12 protein-coding genes are annotated in these 18381 nt (G+C 33.3%); 5 read left to right on the top strand and 7 right to left on the bottom strand.

The features are described 5' to 3' along the window. The gene (locus EOD40_RS04525) at window positions 1-2985 is read right to left on the bottom strand and encodes a SusC/RagA family TonB-linked outer membrane protein (protein WP_128193708.1); all 2985 of its coding nucleotides are present in this window, start codon (window positions 2983-2985) and stop codon (window positions 1-3) included. 449 nt (window positions 2986-3434) lie between these two features. Further along, window positions 3435-5444 (bottom strand): glycosyl hydrolase family 95 catalytic domain-containing protein, encoded by a 2010-nt coding sequence (locus EOD40_RS04520; protein ID WP_128193707.1) that lies wholly within the window; start codon window positions 5442-5444, stop codon window positions 3435-3437. Window positions 5445-5649: 205 nt separating this feature from the next. Between EOD40_RS04520 and EOD40_RS04515 the strand changes: the two genes are divergently transcribed. The 5 genes from EOD40_RS04515 to EOD40_RS04495 all read left to right on the top strand — a co-directional run bounded on the left by EOD40_RS04515 (window position 5650) and on the right by EOD40_RS04495 (window position 11822). After that, the gene (locus EOD40_RS04515; protein WP_128193706.1) at window positions 5650-5844 is read left to right on the top strand and encodes a hypothetical protein; all 195 of its coding nucleotides are present in this window, start codon (window positions 5650-5652) and stop codon (window positions 5842-5844) included. A gap of 47 nt (window positions 5845-5891) precedes the next feature. Beyond that, the gene (locus tag EOD40_RS04510) at window positions 5892-7667 is read left to right on the top strand and encodes a glycoside hydrolase family 13 protein (RefSeq protein ID WP_128193705.1); all 1776 of its coding nucleotides are present in this window, start codon (window positions 5892-5894) and stop codon (window positions 7665-7667) included. A gap of 73 nt (window positions 7668-7740) precedes the next feature. Next, window positions 7741-9489: a glycoside hydrolase family 13 protein gene (locus tag EOD40_RS04505; RefSeq protein ID WP_231129578.1), complete on the top strand. Its 1749-nt coding sequence runs from the start codon at window positions 7741-7743 to the stop codon at window positions 9487-9489. 116 nt (window positions 9490-9605) lie between these two features. After that, a complete protein-coding gene (locus EOD40_RS04500) occupies window positions 9606-10625 on the top strand; it encodes a LacI family DNA-binding transcriptional regulator (protein WP_128193704.1) in 1020 nt (339 codons plus the stop codon). Between the two features lie 171 nt (window positions 10626-10796). Further along, complete coding sequence (locus tag EOD40_RS04495) at window positions 10797-11822, top strand: LacI family DNA-binding transcriptional regulator (RefSeq protein WP_128193703.1); 1026 nt, start codon at window positions 10797-10799, stop codon at window positions 11820-11822. Between the two features lies 1 nt (window position 11823). Here EOD40_RS04495 and queG read toward each other — a convergent pair whose 3' ends face one another. The 5 genes from queG to EOD40_RS04470 all read right to left on the bottom strand — a co-directional run bounded on the left by queG (window position 11824) and on the right by EOD40_RS04470 (window position 18359). Further along, entirely contained in the window at window positions 11824-12744 is a 921-nt protein-coding gene (queG, locus tag EOD40_RS04490) for a tRNA epoxyqueuosine(34) reductase QueG (RefSeq protein ID WP_164905454.1), read from the bottom strand. A gap of 65 nt (window positions 12745-12809) precedes the next feature. Continuing rightward, window positions 12810-13832 carry a Holliday junction branch migration DNA helicase RuvB gene (gene ruvB / locus EOD40_RS04485; protein WP_128193701.1) on the bottom strand — a complete coding sequence of 341 codons (1023 nt, stop codon included), beginning with the start codon at window positions 13830-13832 and terminating at the stop codon, window positions 12810-12812. Window positions 13833-14004: 172 nt separating this feature from the next. After that, window positions 14005-15801, bottom strand: a complete 1797-nt coding sequence (locus EOD40_RS04480; RefSeq protein ID WP_128193700.1) for a cytochrome c oxidase subunit I — start codon at window positions 15799-15801, stop codon at window positions 14005-14007. 28 nt (window positions 15802-15829) lie between these two features. After that, window positions 15830-16978, bottom strand: a complete 1149-nt coding sequence (locus EOD40_RS04475; protein ID WP_128193699.1) for a cytochrome c oxidase subunit II — start codon at window positions 16976-16978, stop codon at window positions 15830-15832. Between the two features lie 19 nt (window positions 16979-16997). Continuing rightward, the gene (locus EOD40_RS04470; protein ID WP_128193698.1) at window positions 16998-18359 is read right to left on the bottom strand and encodes a quinol:cytochrome C oxidoreductase; all 1362 of its coding nucleotides are present in this window, start codon (window positions 18357-18359) and stop codon (window positions 16998-17000) included. Window positions 18360-18381: the final 22 nt, after the last annotated feature.

Raw genomic sequence — 18381 nt, 5'->3', positions numbered from 1 at the left:
TTATAAGTTAACATTTAAACCAAAAGCAAAAGATCTTGATTTAGGATATGTTGCATAATCTATACCTAAAGATGGTATCCCATTATATTGCTTATTAGAATTTACCTCAGGATCTAAACCATTATATGGTGTAATTACAAATAGATTTGAAGCTGTAAAATATACTCTTAATGATTTCATCCAAGGAGCAAAACTTTTCTCACCACCTTTAAATGTATATCCAATTTGAACATTAGACAATCTAAAAAAGTCTCCTGATTTTAAGAATCTTGTAGAGGCTCCATTAGAATTTCCAGAAGTAGCTTCTCCATTATTTACAACATAAGCAGGTACATTGTTACCGGTTGTCAATAGACCACGAACAAATAATGCGTTTTCTGTATTGTTATAAATTTTTTGCCCATAAGCTCCATATCCACTAGCTACGAAATCCCAGTTTTTATAGTGTATTGAAGTATTTAAACCTGCATTAAACTTTGGATTTGCTGAACCAGAAAAAGCTCTATCAGCATCTGTAATTTGATTGTCACCGTTTAAATCTTTATAAGTTGACTTTCCGTTTGAATCAAAACCGGTAAACTGTAATAAGTTAAAAGTATAAGTACTTTGACCATCAAAATGACCTTGAGCTATTGTACCAGATAATCCTTGGCCTGAAATTGTTCCTGTTACAATACCTGTTGGGTAACCGTCAGCAATTAAGCCTGTAACTTTTCCTTTATTGAATGCGATGTTTCCACCTAAATCCCATGAGAAATCATCTTTATCAATGATTTTATAGTTCAAGGCAATCTCTACCCCTTGAGAAGTAATTTCTGCATTAGGCAAATTAGCCCATTTTGTAGCATACAAACTTGGATCTGCTACAGGAACCTGTAATAAAGGATCTGAAGTCACTTTTTTATAATAATCAAAAGATCCTGTCAACTTATTCTCTAATATTCCAAAATCAACACCTGCACTATATTGAGCTGTTTGCTCCCATTTTAAGTCCGGATTACCAATATTAGAGATAGTAGGAACACCTTCTACAGGTTTAACTAATGTACTTGCAGCTCCGGCAGGGAACTCCTGATTTCCTGTAATACCCCAACCTACTCTTAATTTAAGATCACTGAATACTTTTGGAATAAAAGGTTCTTCTATTATTTTCCAAGCTACAGATAATGCTGGAAAAGTACCATACTTATTACTTGATCCAAATTTGCTGGACCCGTCTCTTCTTAAAACTGCAGAGAAAATATACTTATCAGAATACGTTAATATCGCTCTACCAAAATAAGATTGCAATTTATTACTTGGATCAAAATAAGCCGTTTGGGCATTTGCACCAGAAATTGCAAAATTAGTAGCCGCAGTAATATTTTTAATATAATATCCTTGATCTGTATATTGTCCAAAACCAGTACCCACAAAGGTATTCCCTTGATTTGAAAACTTTTGGAATGAATATCCTCCAATAGCATTTAATTTTAATTCTTTGGTGATATCGGTAGAATAGTTTAAAGTTTGTTCCACTAAATAGTTAGATCTTTCAACATATGATTTAACAGCAATACCTCCGTTAGACGTTGCAGGATCAATACCTAATAGTTTAGACATACCAACATTTCTATTAGAACTAGAATAATCAACACCTACTCCAACTTTATAATCCAAACCTTTAGCTAATTTATAAGTAGCTGATACATTTCCTAAAATTCTGGCAGTATTAGTATAGTCAGTATATCTATCTAACAAATCCATTGGATTTCTTTGATTGTTACTAATTTTAACATAAGAACCATCTGGATTAAAGAATGCTCTTGTTGGATTCCATTTAACAGCAGAAACAAATAAATCTCCCTCAGCACCCACATTATCAGACAAAGAAGTAGCCTTATCGTGAATAAATGAAGTTTGAATATTGCCCTCAAATTTCAATTTATTGTCAAACATACTATGAGTTATACTGGAACCCAAGTTGTATTTTGTCAATCCTGTATTTTTAACAATACCCTCTTGATCGGTATAGCCCATAGAATAACGATAAGTTCCATTGTCTCCACCTCCACTGTAAGCTAAATCAATTTGTTTTGTTACCGCCGTTCTTAATATTGCATCAAATGCATTTACACTTGAACCAAAATCAGCAGTTGGATTAGCCGCTTTAAATTCAGCAGCATTTAACAAATCATAATCTTTGGCTATTGTTGCAGTAGTATAAGAGGTATTAAGCACCAATTGACCCGCACCTTTAGTTCCTTTTTTAGTTGTAATAATGATTACACCATTTGCACCTCTAGAACCATAAATAGCTGTTGCAGATGCATCTTTCAAAACATCCATACTAGCTATATCAGATGGATTAATAAAATTCAAAGGGTTTTTAGCGGTTTGAGCACCAACACCTACATCCGTAGTTCCTGAACTCACATTCCCTCCCCCGATAGGCACACCATCAACAACATATAAAGGTTCACTTCCTGAACGAATTGACGAAGTTCCTCTAATTTTCACTGTATTACTTCCTCCTGGTTCACCGCTAGCCTGGGTTACCTGAACACCTGCAGATTTTCCTTGAAGTAATTGCTCTGGAGAGGTTGTAACTCCTTTGTTAAAATCGGCAGCCTTAATTGATTCTACTGCTCCGGTTGCATCCTTCTTTTTAACAGTACCGTAACCAATTACGACTACTTCTTTTAATTCAGCTGAATCATCTTTTAAAATAACATTTATCGTTTTTTTTCCTGCTACATTAACTTCTTGCGTTTTAAGACCAATGTAACTAAAAACTAAAATTGCATCTGAACCTACATTTCTAATGGTAAATTTACCATCCGGATCTGTTTGCACTCCGTTTGTTGTTCCTTTTACTAATATAGTAGCTCCTGGAAGAGGACCACTAGGATCTGATACTGTACCTGACACTTCTTGCGAATAAGTCAAACTAGTACAAAGCATGGTTAGAAACACCATCAAGCCTTTTATTAGACTATTTTTCATACGTAATAAATAAGTTGGTTAATAATTTGTTTTTAAGTGGTTTGTTTTAATTATAAGGTAAACCTAATGATAAAATCATGTTAATTTAAGTTGAACCAAAAACTAAAACGTTTTCGATTTATCGAAAACGTTTTAGTTTTTAATAATAATATCCTAAAAAATTAATGTAAAAATTACATTAACAACAACAATAAGCGAATAAAAAAACACTATCTCTATTTTCTACTCATTACCAACAACTCAGGTGTTGTAACCCCATAAAAGATCATTCCCATTAGGGAATAAAAATTCCTAATCTTATAATTAGACCTAAAAGGAAAAAATAATGCTGCTTTAAATAACAAAGCATTTAAAAAATTTATTTCTATTATAAATAAAAAAGACGAATGCTTTTCCAACCTATCAATAGGCCGAAAAAGCATTCGTCTTAAAAATTTTATTGACTATTTCTAGTTTATTGTAATTGTTTTATCATCAAAACCCAGTCCAATTATTTTTAATGATTTCCACTTTTTAGGTAAAATTCCTTTATTAAATTTCAAACCACTATCTGTTTGTTCGACTCCTCCAAAACCATAAATAACTGCTTGAAGCATAGCCCCTGCACCAGTAGCAAAATAAGGGTTATTGCTATTTGCTGATTCTGAAAACACTCCAAATGGAGGACGACTATTAGGCAAATACGATTTCACGAAATAATCATAAGCCTTTTCTCTATCTCCTAAGCGAGCATATAAAACAGACAATACTCCGGATGACATTGCAGGCCCATCTTTAGGATCGATCTTGGCAGCATAATACTCCAAATCTTTTTCAATCTGTTTTTTTTCTGCAATTATATGTAAAGGATATGATAATAAATTCACATCGGCCTGTTTAATCATCTGACCGTCATAACCTTTATAATTTTGAGTAATTCCATTTTTAGTATGAATGAGTAAATGCTCAGATATTTCAACCCATCTGGCATCTACTGGCTCTCCAAGAATTGCGGCTGCTTTGATTGTATTTTTCAGAGATTCAATTACAGATGCATTTGTAAAAGCATTATCATCTATATGTTGCGCATATTCATCTGCCCCGACAACATTCAAAATAGAATAACTTCCATCCTGATTTTTATGTACACGACTTACCCAAAAATCAGCAGTCTGTTTTAAAACATCCCATTCTTTTTTTAACCAAACCTTATCTTGGGTATAAGTATAATAGTTCCAAAAAGCAATTGATACATCGGCAGTAATGTGCTGCTCAAATATCCCTGTTAATGCCCAGGTCGGAGTAGCTTCTTCACCTGTATCATCCGATTCCCAGGGATACATTGCTCCTTTATAACCATAAACGGTTGCTTTTTGCTTAGCCTTCTGCAAGCGATCCGAACGATAATCCAAGCAAGATTTGGCCATATCAGGCTGTAACGCTAAAAGAGTAGGATACATCCAAAGTTCAGTATCCCAAAAAATATGCCCATTATATCCTTGCGAAGACAATCCCATAGGCGCAATACTTTGTCTTGTACCAGGACGGATATAAGAATACAAATTATACAAAGCAAATCGTACACGTTGTTGCGCATCTAAATCCCCTTCGATTTGAATGTCTCCGGTATTCCATAATTCAGACCAGGCATTCTTATGACGTTGCAACAAATTATCAATTCCTTCCTGCAAAGCATATATAGCTTGTCTTTCAGATTCATTCAAGGGATCAGTAAAATCTTTGGAAGTGCAAATCCCACCGGCAATGGCAAATCTATATTTTTGTCCTTTTACTAATTTTTTTGAAAATCCAACTTCATTTTTCTCTGTTTGTTTTAAAATCTCTTTATTACCGTCAAAGAGGAATGTTGTCGAAGCCGAAACTGTATATTTACCCGTCAATGTTTTTGCCGTTGTTCCAAAAACAGGCATGATAAATTGATTGTCTTTTAAAACTCTAAACTGATTTTTTGCTTCTTTTAATTCATCAGGAACAATCATATAATTACTAGCCATTATTTCAACATCACTTTTAGGAATAATTTCTACAATTGCCATTCCAGAAAAAGGAACAGCCCTATTCGCCAAAATAGTATAATTAATACTAACCAAATCCTTAAAAGTAAAAGATGTAGTACTTGTCCCTTCTTTCATAGAAACAACCTGACTCCAATTATCAATATTATTCGACTGTATTTCCTGATTATTAACTGATAAATGAAGATTAAGAAATTCTATTCCTCTTACAATTCTACTAATTCCATTTTCAGGACTACCATCATAAATCCCGTTTAAGAAAATTTCCTTTGTCTTTAACGGAGTATCATCGGTAACAATACCTATCTGGCCATTAGCCATTGCAACTCCAAAATAATTTTGTCTCGAATTGGCATACAAATGCCATTCATCAGATTTAGTTTGTCCAAAAGTAATTGGAGACACCAAAAGCATTAACAATGCTATTTTTAAATTCAAGTTCATAACTGTTTTTTTAAACTTTTTTTTTCAAACCTATAAAAGATTTTACAGAAAAATGATTTTTTTTCTTAAAACTCAAATCGATAACGTTTTCGATATAACGAAAACGTTATCGATTATTACAAAATAGACAATTAAAAAAAAGAATTCTATTTTTATAGAGATAATATAAAAATAAATACTTTTTAAAGTAAAATTCGCAAATACTATGCTATTAAGCCTATTCTTCCAAACGACCATTTTATTAGCATTTTATCATAAAAAAGAAGAAAGCAATACTATCATTATTGCTAATTCATCTGAAAAAATAGAAATTTTATTGAATAATTGGATTTATAACTTCATTGAGCAACCCTTCCCTAAAACCATATCCCAAATTGAGTATTCAATCAGAAAAAATTAAAAAAAATTAAATTCTAACTATTAACAAATAATAATCCTAAAATGATTATGAAACCAAAATTCACAAAAACAACCTCACTGGGACTTCTTTTTCTTCTAGCTTGTTTATCAAGTAAACCTATAATGGCCCAGGAAAAAAATGCTCCAATTGAAAGAAAATGGTGGAAAGAAGCCGTAGTTTACCAAATTTATCCCCGCAGTTACAAAGACACTGACGGCGATGGTGTTGGTGACCTGAAAGGAATTATTTCAAAACTTGATTATATAAAAAGTTTAGGAATAGATGTTGTTTGGCTTAACCCTATATACGGTTCACCAAATGCAGACAATGGTTATGACATCTCAGACTACCAATCCATTATGAAGGAATTTGGGACTATGGAAGATTTTGATGCATTGTTAAAAGGCATGCATGAAAGAGGGTTGAAATTGGTGATGGATTTAGTTGTAAATCACAGTAGCGACGAGCACAAATGGTTTGAAGAAAGCCGAAAATCAAAAGACAATCCTTACAGGGATTATTACCATTGGTGGCCAGCCGAAAAAGGAAAACCGGCCTTCCGACCAGGTGCTTTTGAAGCCGATGGCAGTGGCTGGAGATATGACAAAACAACCAATTCGTATTACTTACATTATTTCAATTACAAACAACCCGACTTAAATTGGGAAAATCCAAAATTGCGTCAAGAAATTTATGCAATGATGAACTGGTGGTTAAAAAAAGGGGTCGATGGTTTTAGAATGGATGTAATTCCTTTCATCTCAAAAGACACCACTTTTCCTGTTATCACTCAAGAAGATTTAAATAAAAATTATGAGGAAAGATGGGATGTTTATATGGCTAGCGGTCCTCATTTACATGAGTACCTTCAGGAAATGAATAAAGAAGTTTTGAGCAAATATGATGTAATGTCTCTTGCTGAAGGTGCAGGAATGATAAAATCAACAGCCTTAAATTTTGTAGATGCCGACAGAAAAGAATTGAATATGGGCTACCATTTTGATGGGGTAAACCTAGGCTATGTTCCTGGATATTTCAAAAAAATGAGTCCTGATTGGAGCCTGGTTGAATTCAAAAAAATCTATTCTGATTGGGATGCCGTTTATGACAAAAAAGGATGGGGAACCATCTATTTAGGAAATCACGATCAACCAAGAATGACTTCTCGTTGGGGAAATGATTCACCTGAATTTAGAGAACAATCTTCAAAAATGCTTACTACGTTCCTACTATCAATGAGAGGGACTCCGTATTATTATAATGGCGACGAAATAGGGATGGTCAATGCCAAGTTTGACAAAATAGACGATTATCGAGATATTGAAACCATTGCAGAATACGAAAAGCTAAAAATAGCCGGAGGCGATTTGAAACAATTCATCGAAGACCAAAAAACAGGCGGCGCAAGAGATAACGGGAGAACTCCCTTTCAATGGAATAATACAACCAATGGTGGTTTTACAAATGCTGAGCCTTGGCTAAAAGTAAATAAAAATTACAAAACGTTAAATGCGGCAGCGCAAGAAAAAGACCCAAATTCAGTATTGAATTATTTTAGAAAAATGGTCAAATTACGTAAAAACAATCCTGTATTGATCTATGGAAAATATACGCTTTTGGACAAAGACAACCCAAATGTATATGCTTATACCCGGGAATTAGATAATAAAAAAATGCTCGTTTTATTAAATTTTACATCCAAAAATGCGACTGTAAAAACAAAAATAAACACGACCAAGGCTAAAGTGTTAATCACTAACTATTCTAAACCAGCAAAAACTACAACATTAAGACCTTATGAAGCCATTATTATAGAATTATAAATATTGAAGTCTTACAATTGCTACAAAACAAATTATATTCCTAATATAAATTTAAAACTTAATACTAACTACCATGAAACATATTATTAATTTATGCTTATTTTCTGCTATGATACTGTCCACAAATGAGAGCACATTGGCACAAAACATGTCTGCAAAAACAACTCAAAAAAATGATCAAAAATGGTGGAAAGAAGCCGTTATATATCAAATATATCCTAGAAGTTTCAAGGATAGCGACGGCGACGGCATTGGTGATTTGAAAGGGATTATTTCTAAATTGGATTATCTAAAAAGTCTCGGTATTGATGCGATATGGCTAAATCCAATATATGAATCCCCAAATGATGACAATGGTTACGACATCAGTAATTATCGCGAAATCATGAAAGATTTTGGGACCATGAAAGATTTTGATCTTTTGTTGAAAGGAATGCATGAACGCGGTATAAAACTAATAATGGATTTGGTAGTAAATCATAGCAGTGATGAACATGAATGGTTTAAACAAGCCAGCAGTTCAAGAGACAATCCTTATAGAGATTATTACCACTGGTGGCCAGCCGAAAAAGGAAAACCACCTTACAGATGGAGTTTTTTTGACGTAAACAGTGACGCTTGGAAATATGATGCAAAAACAGATTCTTATTATCTGCATTATTTTTCCAGAAAACAGCCTGATTTGAATTGGGAAAATCCAAAATTAAGACAAGAAGTATATGATATTATGCGCTTTTGGTTAGATAAAGGTATCGATGGTTTCCGTATGGATGCATTTCAATATGTATCCAAAGACACCACTTGGCCAGAATTACCAAAGGGATATGAGAAAGAAATCAATAAATATTATGGTGAAGGACCTCATTTACACGATTATATTCAAGAAATGAATCGTGAGGTATTAAGCAAATATCCTAATGTAATGACCGTTGCTGAAGGTGCAGGAAGTTCGCCTGAAGATGCCATGAAATTTGTAGATCCCGATAGAAAAGAATTGAATATCGCTTACCATTTTGAAAGTGTCGGTGTAGGAAACCATGTAAAAGACTTTGGATTGGTAAAATACAAAGAAATATTCTCCCGATATGATGAATATTTTAAAGATAAAGGATGGCTATCTATTTTTATTGCCAATCATGACCAGCCAAGAATGGTGAGTAAATTTGGAAATGACTCTCCAGAATTCAGGAATATTTCTTCAAAAATGCTTTCTACATTTGTTATGACAATGCGTGGAACTACTTTTTATTATTATGGAGATGAAATAGGAATGAAAAACATAAGATTCGATTCGATTGATGATTATAATGATGTAGATACCAGAAACAAGTATCTTGGATTAAAAGAAAAAGGAGGCGATTTAAAAGCATTCCTAGAAGGACAAAAACAAACCTCAAGAGAAAACGGACGCACACCAATGCAATGGAATACTGATAAAAACGGAGGATTCACAACTGGAAAACCTTGGCTAAAAGTAAATCCTGATTACAAAATGGTTAATGCGGCAGCCCAGGAAAAAGACCCCAATTCAGTATTAAACTATTTTAGAAAATTAGTGCAAATCAGAAAAAAAGAGCCAACGCTCGTTTATGGAAAATACACTCTTTTGGATAAAGAAAACCCAAATGTTTTTGCTTATTCCCGAGACCTTAACGGAAAAAAAATGTTGGTACTGTTAAATTTTTCAGACAAAGCTGCCTCCTTCAATATAGGAATGCCATTGAATAAATCTACAATAGTTTTAGACAATTACCTTAATACTAAAAACATAAAGAATAACTCTTTACGACCATATGAAGCCGCAATAATAGAATTCAAATAACAGTAAAAGAATCATTTTTAATTTAACTGTTTAATAGAAATTGATTTACTATAAATAAATTGTAAATTAGTTTCTATTAAACAGTTTTTATTTGTTTTTTATTAGAAAATCAAAACATGAATAATACTACTCTAAAAGAAATTGCCAATCAATTGGGAATATCCATAACAACCGTTTCAAAAGCGCTAAAAGGTTACCCCGATGTAAGTGAAAAAACCCGAAAGGCTGTAGTAGAATTAGCAAATCAATTAAACTACACACCAAATAGTTTTGCGGTAAACTTAAGAACAAAGGAATCCAAAACCATAGGCTTAATAATCCCCACTATTGTACATCATTTTTTTTCGAATGTTATTGAAGGAATTCTCGAAGAGGCCGAAAAAAGGGATTATATGGTGATTATTTTACAGTCAAATGAAAAATTTGAATTGGAAAAAAAACAAATTAATCTTCTATTGAATAAAAGGGTTGATGGTATTTTAATCTCCTTATCTAACGAAACCGGCGAATTTAATCACTTGAATACTGTTCTTTCCCACAATACTCCTTTAGTTCTTTTTGATAAAATTGCAAAAATTGTTGACTGTTCAAAAGTGATGATTAATGACCGCAAAGCAGCTTATGATGCTGTTTGTTACCTGATTAAAAAAGGGTATAAAAAGATTGCACATTTCAGAGGTTCATATCTACCGCAAAATTCTATTGATCGTTTTTTAGGATATAAAAAAGCATTGGAAGACAATAATATTCCCTATGATCCTTCTTTAGTTTTTGTATGCGAAAACAACAACGATTTTCAAGACGGTTATGAAAATGCTAAAAAAATAATCCATGAAAATCTAAACATCGATGCGATATTTGCAGTAACTGATTTAGTTGCTATTGGAGTTATAAAATATTTAAATGAAGTAAATATTTCAATTCCAGGCCAGATTGCTATCTTAGGATTTAGCAATTGGTTTATGTCAAGTGTTATATCACCTAGCCTTTCAACGATTGATCAACCTGGATTTGAAATCGGAAGAAAATCAGCAGAAATTCTATTTGATGAAATTAACTTAAAAAAGAATCATTTACCTATAATTTTTCAGTCTATTGAACTAGAAACTAAATTAATTGAACGGGAAACTACATAAGATTGAAATTTTATCAATCTTAATTTCATCGTTTATTTTAATAAAAAAAGAATCCATATTATAAAAATTTCTATCTTGGTATTCGGAATTGATGGTGGAATTTTATTTAAACCAAATGTAAGGTGAAGAAATAAGTCTAAATTATTATACTAAACCACTAGAAACTAGTTCATGAAAGACATTACTCTTAAAGAAATTGCAACAACATTAGGAATTTCAATAACAACTGTCTCTAAAGCTCTCAAAAACTATCCGGATGTTAGTCTCAAAACTAAAAATGCTGTTACTGAATTAGCGCAAAAATTACATTACACACCTAATAGTTTTGCAGTAAATTTAAGGACAAAGGAATCTAAAACCATCGGTTTGATTATACCTGAGGTACTGCATCATTTTTTCTCGAATATCATTAATGCAATTATAGATGAAGCCGAAAAAAACGGTTATTTAGTTATAATCCTTCAATCAAATGAAACACTAGAATTAGAGAAAAAACAAGTGGAACTTCTTATCAATAAAAGAGTTGACGGAATTCTAATATCACTTTCAAACGAATCTAATTATGATGAGCATCTAAAAGAAATAGTCAACAGAAACATCCCTCTTGTAATGTTTGACAAAATATCCAAATTGGCTAAATGTTCTAAAGTGATTATTGATGACCAGAAAGCTGCATTTAATGCTGTGCAACATTTAATTGACAAAGGTTGCAAAAAAATAGCCCATATCCGCGGCCCTGAAAACCCACAAAATGCCATTGATCGTTATATTGGATACAAAAAAGCTTTAGAAAAAAACAATATCGCTTTTGATCCTAAATTAGTTTACACCTGCGAAAAAGTTAGTTTTGAAGAAGGTCATGAATTTGCCAAGCAAATCCTTGCAGATCATCCAGATACTGACGGAATATTCGTAATTACAGACTTGGTTGCCGTTGGTGTACTTTCTTATTTCAATGAAATAGGGATTAAAGTTCCGGATCAAATCGCCGTAATTGGATTTAGTAATTGGTTTATTTCACAAGTATTTACCCCAAAACTAAGTACCGTTGACCAACCTAGCAACGAAATGGGTATTTCGGCTTTCAATTTATTGTTAGAAGAAATGAATTGTCATAAAGAGAAAACCGTTTTCACTCCAAAAACAATTGAATTAGACACCAATATAATCGTTCGGGAATCTACGATGAAGCTTTAAACTACTTCAAAAAATTAACATTTCTACTCAATCCTTGAAACTTAGTCCTCTTAACTGGTGAATCTTTAAAAACTATTTTAAAGGTTTCTTCTGTCATTTCTTCCCAATCCTTTTTAGTCATCGAAAGCAAAGCAGGATTAGGATTAAACAATGGTTCGTTATGACTTTTAGAGAATCTGTTCCACGGACAAACATCCTGACAGGTATCACACCCAAATACCCAATCATCAAAATGTCCTTTCATTTCCGCAGGAATGTTTTCCTTCAGCTCGATGGTAAAATACGAAATACATTTACTTCCATCAACGATATAAGGAGCAACAATAGCCTTTGTGGGACAGGCATCGATACAGGCAGTACAACTTCCGCAGTGGTCAGTCGTAGGATTATCATATTCCAGGTCTAAATCTATAATTAATTCGGCAATGAAATAAAAAGAACCTACCTTTTGAGTCAATAGGTTACTGTTTTTCCCTATCCAACCTAAACCGCTTTTGGCGGCCCAAGCTTTGTCTAAAACAGGTGCTGAATCCACAAAAACACGACCTGAAACCTCTCCGATAGTCTCCTGTATAGAAAAAAGCAGTTCTTTTAATTTTTCCTTGATGACAAAATGATAATCTTTACCGTAAGCATATTTAGAAATCTTATACGAATCCAAAATTTGTTCTTTTTCCGGATAATAATTAAGCAAAAGTGACACCACACTTTTAGCATCATCAACAAGTAAAGTTGGGTTCAGGCGTTTATCAAAATTATTCTCCATATACGCCATCTGCCCATTATAATTTTTATTCAACCAGTTTTCCAGTCTGGGTGCTTCCTCTTCCAGAAAACCCGCCTTAGATATACCACAAGATAAAAATCCGAGGCGTTTGGCTTCGGATTTTATGAACTGCGTGTATTTTGATCTATTGTCGATGAGTTTTGAGTTTTGAGTTGTCAGTTATGGGTTATGGATAAGTTTTAAACTCACAACCCACAACTTTAGAAAAGTCCTCCTTGAATATTAGCTCTAATTTTACCTAAATGCCTATAGGCTTTATCGGTAACTTCACGTCCGCGTGGAGTACGCATGATGAATCCTTCCTGAATTAAAAAAGGCTCGTAAACTTCCTCTATAGTTTCACTACTTTCGGAAACAGCAGTTGCCAGAGTACTCAATCCTACAGGCCCACCTTTGAATTTATCAATGATGGTATTTAGGATTTTATTATCCATTTCGTCCAAACCATGAGCATCAACATTAAGTGCTTTTAAGGCATATTTCGAAATTTCAATATCAATAGTTCCATTACCTTTTATTTGGGCAAAATCACGAACTCTTCGCAACAAAGCGTTTGCAATCCTTGGTGTTCCTCTACTCCTACCTGCTATTTCTATGGCAGCTTCCATGGTAATAGGCATTTTTAAAATAGAAGCACTTCGCTGTACAATGGTTGTCAACAATTCGACAGTATAATATTGTAACCTTGAAGAGATACCAAAACGGGCACGCATTGGAGCTGTTAAAAGTCCCGAACGAGTTGTGGCACCAATCAAAGTAAACGGATTTAGATTAATCTGAACCGTTCTGGCATTTGGCCCTGATTCAATCATGATATCAATCTTAAAATCCTCCATTGCCGAATATAAATATTCTTCGACTATAGGACTCAAACGATGAATTTCATCAATAAACAAAACATCTCTTTCCTCAAGATTGGTCAACAAACCAGCCAAATCTCCCGGTTTATCAAGTACAGGCCCAGAAGTTATCTTGATACCTACTTCTAATTCGTTAGCCAAGATATTAGCCAATGTAGTTTTTCCAAGTCCCGGAGGCCCATGAAATAAAGTATGATCTAAAGCTTCATTACGTTGATTAGCCGCTGCAACAAAAACTTTAAGATTTTCTAAAACCTGATCCTGTCCTGCAAAATCATCAAAAGAAAGAGGCCTTAATCGTTTTTCAAGATCAAGTTCTTCGGAATTATATCCTTTGTTTGTTGGGTCTAAATTTTCATTCATGTAACAAAGATAGACAAAGTAATCAGTTTGTAAAACAGTTAAATTCCAAATTAAAAATCCCAAATCCCAATAATAAGACTATACATCATTGGAATTTGGGATTTTTTATTTAAAATTTCTTTTTTTTATTAACAAAAAAAAAGACCCTCTTTTCAGAAGGTCTTTATAATATTTAGTGATGTAAAACTGATTCACCTGGTTTCATTGGAACTGTTTGAGGAACAAAATCCTCTTCGTGCTCAGGGTTACTGTAATCGTAAGCCCATCTATGAACTTCAGGAATTTCACCTGGCCAGTTTCCGTGAATATGTTCTACTGGAGTAGTCCATTCTAATGTAGTAGATCTCCATGGATTTTGAACCGCTTTCTTACCGTAAAAAATACTGCTAAAGAAGTTGTACAAGAAAACCAATTGGAATGCTCCACCAACTAATGCAAATGTTGTAATCAATACGTTTACGTTTTGCAAATCGTCAAATAACGGGAAGTTTGTATTTGTATAATAACGTCTTGGTAAACCAGCTAATCCAATAAAGTGCATTGGGAAGAAAACTCCATAAGCACAAACCGCAGTTACCCAGAAGTGAATATAACCTAAGTTTTTATTCAACATTCTTCCGTACATTTTAGGGAACCAGTGGTAAATACCAGCAAACATTCCGTAAAGCGCAGAGATACCCATTACTAAGTGAAAGTGAGCAATTACAAAGTAAGTATCATGAACGTTAATATCTAAAGTACTATCCCCTAAAATGATGCCTGTTAAACCTCCAGTGATGAAAGTTGAAACCATTCCGATAGAGAATAACATAGCAGGATTTAATTGCAAATTACCTTTCCATAAAGTTGTAATCCAGTTAAACGCTTTTACAGCAGATGGAATTGCAATCAATAAAGTAGTAAATGTAAATACAGATCCTAAGAACGGATTCATACCTGAGATAAACATGTGGTGACCCCAAACAATTGTAGATAAAAATGCAATTGCAAGAACTGACATAATCATCGCTCTGTAACCAAAGATTGGTTTACGAGAGTTTGTAGCCATAATTTCAGATACAAGACCCATTGCAGGTAAGATTACAATATAAACCTCAGGGTGCCCTAAGAACCAGAATAAGTGTTCAAATAAAACCGGAGATCCACCTTGATAATGTAAAACTTCACCAGCAATATAAATATCAGACAAGAAGAATGATGTACCAAAACTTCTATCGAAAATTAATAATAAAGCTGCAGATAACAATACAGGGAAAGAAATTACCCCAATAACAGCAGTAACAAAGAATGTCCAGATTGTAAGAGGAAGTCTAGTCATAGACATTCCTTTTGTTCTCAAGTTAATAACAGTAACGATATAATTTAAAGATCCCATTAAAGAAGATGCAATAAATAAAGCCATCGAAACTAACCATAATGTCATACCAGCACCTGATCCAGGGATTGCTTGCGGTAAAGCACTTAAAGGCGGATAGATTGTCCAACCTGCTGATGCAGGACCAGCTTCAACAAATAATGAACTTAACATAACTACTGCTGATAAGAAGAACAACCAGTAAGAAATCATGTTCATAAATCCTGATGCCATATCTCGGGCACCAATTTGAAGCGGAATAAGTAAATTACTAAACGTACCACTCAATCCTGCTGTAAGAACAAAGAATACCATGATGGTACCGTGTATTGTTACTAAGGCAAGATAAACATCATTAGCCATTACACCTTCAGGAGCAAATTTATCACCTAATAAAACATTGAAAATTTTAAAAGACTCTTCTGGCCATGCTAATTGCATTCTAAAAAGCAAAGACATACTAATACCAATAACTCCCATAATAATACCTGTGATAAGGTATTGTTTAGCAATCATTTTGTGATCAATACTAAAAATGTATTTAGTAATGAATGTGTCTTTATGGTGGTGTTCGTGTTCGTGATCGTGAGCGTGATCGTGACCTTCTGCTGACATATATTATACTTTAAATTTTCTTAATAAATTATTTAATAGCAACTTCTTTACTAGCCGTCGCTACTGAATCTCCCTGAGCTTCTCCTGATGCGTCATCAGCAGGTTTTTCTAATGATGCTTTTACTTCATTAACTAAGGTAGTTTTATCTGCTAACCATTTTTTGTAATCTTCCGGTGTATCAACTACAATCTTCATTTGCATGTTATAGTGAGAAGCACCACAAATTTTATTACAAAGCAACAAATAATCAAAAGTATAAGGATCTAATCCAGATTGACCTTTAGCAATTAACTCAACACTTTTCTTAGCTCTTAATTCATTAATATGAGCTACTTTTTCAATCATATAAGGTAATTCTCTATACTCTGAAGTTGTGTAAGTAGGAGTAAAAGCAAATTCAGTAACCATACCTGGAACACAGTTCATTTGTGCTCTAAAATGAGGCATATAAGCTGAGTGTAAAACGTCTTGAGAACGTAGTTTAAACTGTACTTTTTTACCTTTTGGGATATGCAATTCAGTTACAACAATATCGTCTTGTGCATTTTTATCTGATAAATCAACTCCTAAAGTATTAACACCTTCAATATATCTAACATTTGCTTTACCTAAAACATTGTCTTCTCCAGCTAATCTGGCAGTCCATTTAAACTGTTGTGCATACAATTCGATTACAATAGTATCTTCGTCCTCATCAATAAACATAATATTAGTCCAAGCATACAATCCGTAAAGAATTAAACCAGCCAATGTTACTGCAGGAATGATACTCCATAAAGCTTCTAATTTATTGTTATCGGCAAAATACAAAGCTTTTTGATCTTTTTTACCTTTATATTTAAAAGCAAAATAGTGTAATAAAGCCTGAGTAATTGCCTGAACTGTAAAAATTAAAACCCAAGTAATATTCATTAATCTATCAACTTCTGTTCCATGCTCAGAAGCAGGAGTATGAAGAGGTAAATTACCCCAAGTAAGCAAACCATATATAGTAAAAACATATAAGAATGCTAAAAAACCAAACATCAAATATCCTTGAATATTATTGTCTTTATCATTAGCTACCTGAGAACTATCTGAAGAAGAACCCACTTGAGTAAGGTCGAATATTTTAGTCAATTGCCATAAAGCAACAGCTAATAAAACTAAAACTATAATTACCAACAAACTTGTCATCTGTTTATCTCTTTAAAAATTAATAATGAAAATGTTTACTTTCTTCGATATAAGGATTTCTTTTTGCTAATAAAGGAGTTTTAGTTAATGCTGTAAATACAGTAAAAATAAACAATCCAAGGAAGAAAAGAACTGATGAGATTTCAGGAATACCAATAAACCATTGATCACCAACAGTACCCGGCATAATCATATTAAAGAAATCTATATAGTGACCTGCCAAAATAACGATACCAGCCATAACGATTACCCAAGTAATTCGTTTGAAATCAGTATTGATAAGAATCAATATCGGGAAAACAAAGTTCATAACAACAGCTCCAAAGAATGGTAAGTTGTATAAATTAATTCTGGTAACGAAATAAGTAACCTCTTCAGGAATATCAGCATACCAAATCAACATAAATTGAGAGAACCATAAGTAAGTCCAGAAGATACTGATACCAAACATGAATTTAGCTAAATCATGAATATGACTAGTGCTTACAAATTCTAAATAACCTCTTGATTTTAAATAAACAGTTACCATTGCAATCATAGTGATACCACTTACAAAGAAACTTGCAAATACATACCATCCAAACAAGGTAGAAAACCAGTGTGGATCAATTGACATAATCCAATCCCAAGACATAATAGACTCAGAAACGATAAAGAAAACTAAGAAACCAGCTGATAATTTAAAGTTCTTTTTATAAGAAGCATTATCATTAGCTTCATCTTGTTCTAAACAGTTTTTTCTTGAATAATGACGGTATAAATTCCATCCAATTAAGAAAACAGCAGCTCTGGCAATCCAAAACCCAAAGTTTAAATAACCTGATTTACCAGCAATAATTTCGTCATAATCAGCATGTTTAGGATCCGTAACATGCTCTCCTAACCATACGAAGATATGATTAAAATGTAATCCACATAAAACCAAAATAACAAAGAAAATTACTGAGCCAACTGGTAAATAAGCGGTAATACCCTGCATTACTCTAAACAAAACCGGAGACCAACCTGCCTGAGCAACTTGTTGAATAGCATAAAAAGCTAAAGTTCCCATAGCAATAAGCATAAAGAAAATACAAGCAACATATAAAGCTGCCCATGGCTTATTTTGCAATTGGTGTAAGACATGAGTTAAATGCTCTTCATGTTCAGCTGCCTCTTTAACTTCAGCTGCACTAACATGTTCAGCTTTTGCATGAGCTCCCTCAGCTTTAGCTTCTTCATGATGTGCTTCACCATGTCCACCGTGAGATTCAGCAGCAAGGATATTCTCAACTTCATGAATATCTTTAGGTGCGTTTAAAAAACCATAAGCTATTCCTAATATACCAACGGCCATTAAGATGATAGAAAAAGTTTTTAATTTACTTGAAAATGTATACATATCTAATACGATCAGTTTGTTC

It is taken from the genome of Flavobacterium sufflavum, assembly GCF_004016525.1.
Classification (GTDB): Bacteria; Bacteroidota; Bacteroidia; order Flavobacteriales; family Flavobacteriaceae; genus Flavobacterium; species Flavobacterium sufflavum.
Note: the sequence above shows the minus strand (reverse complement) of the source record. Positions and strands in the feature narration are given on the sequence as shown.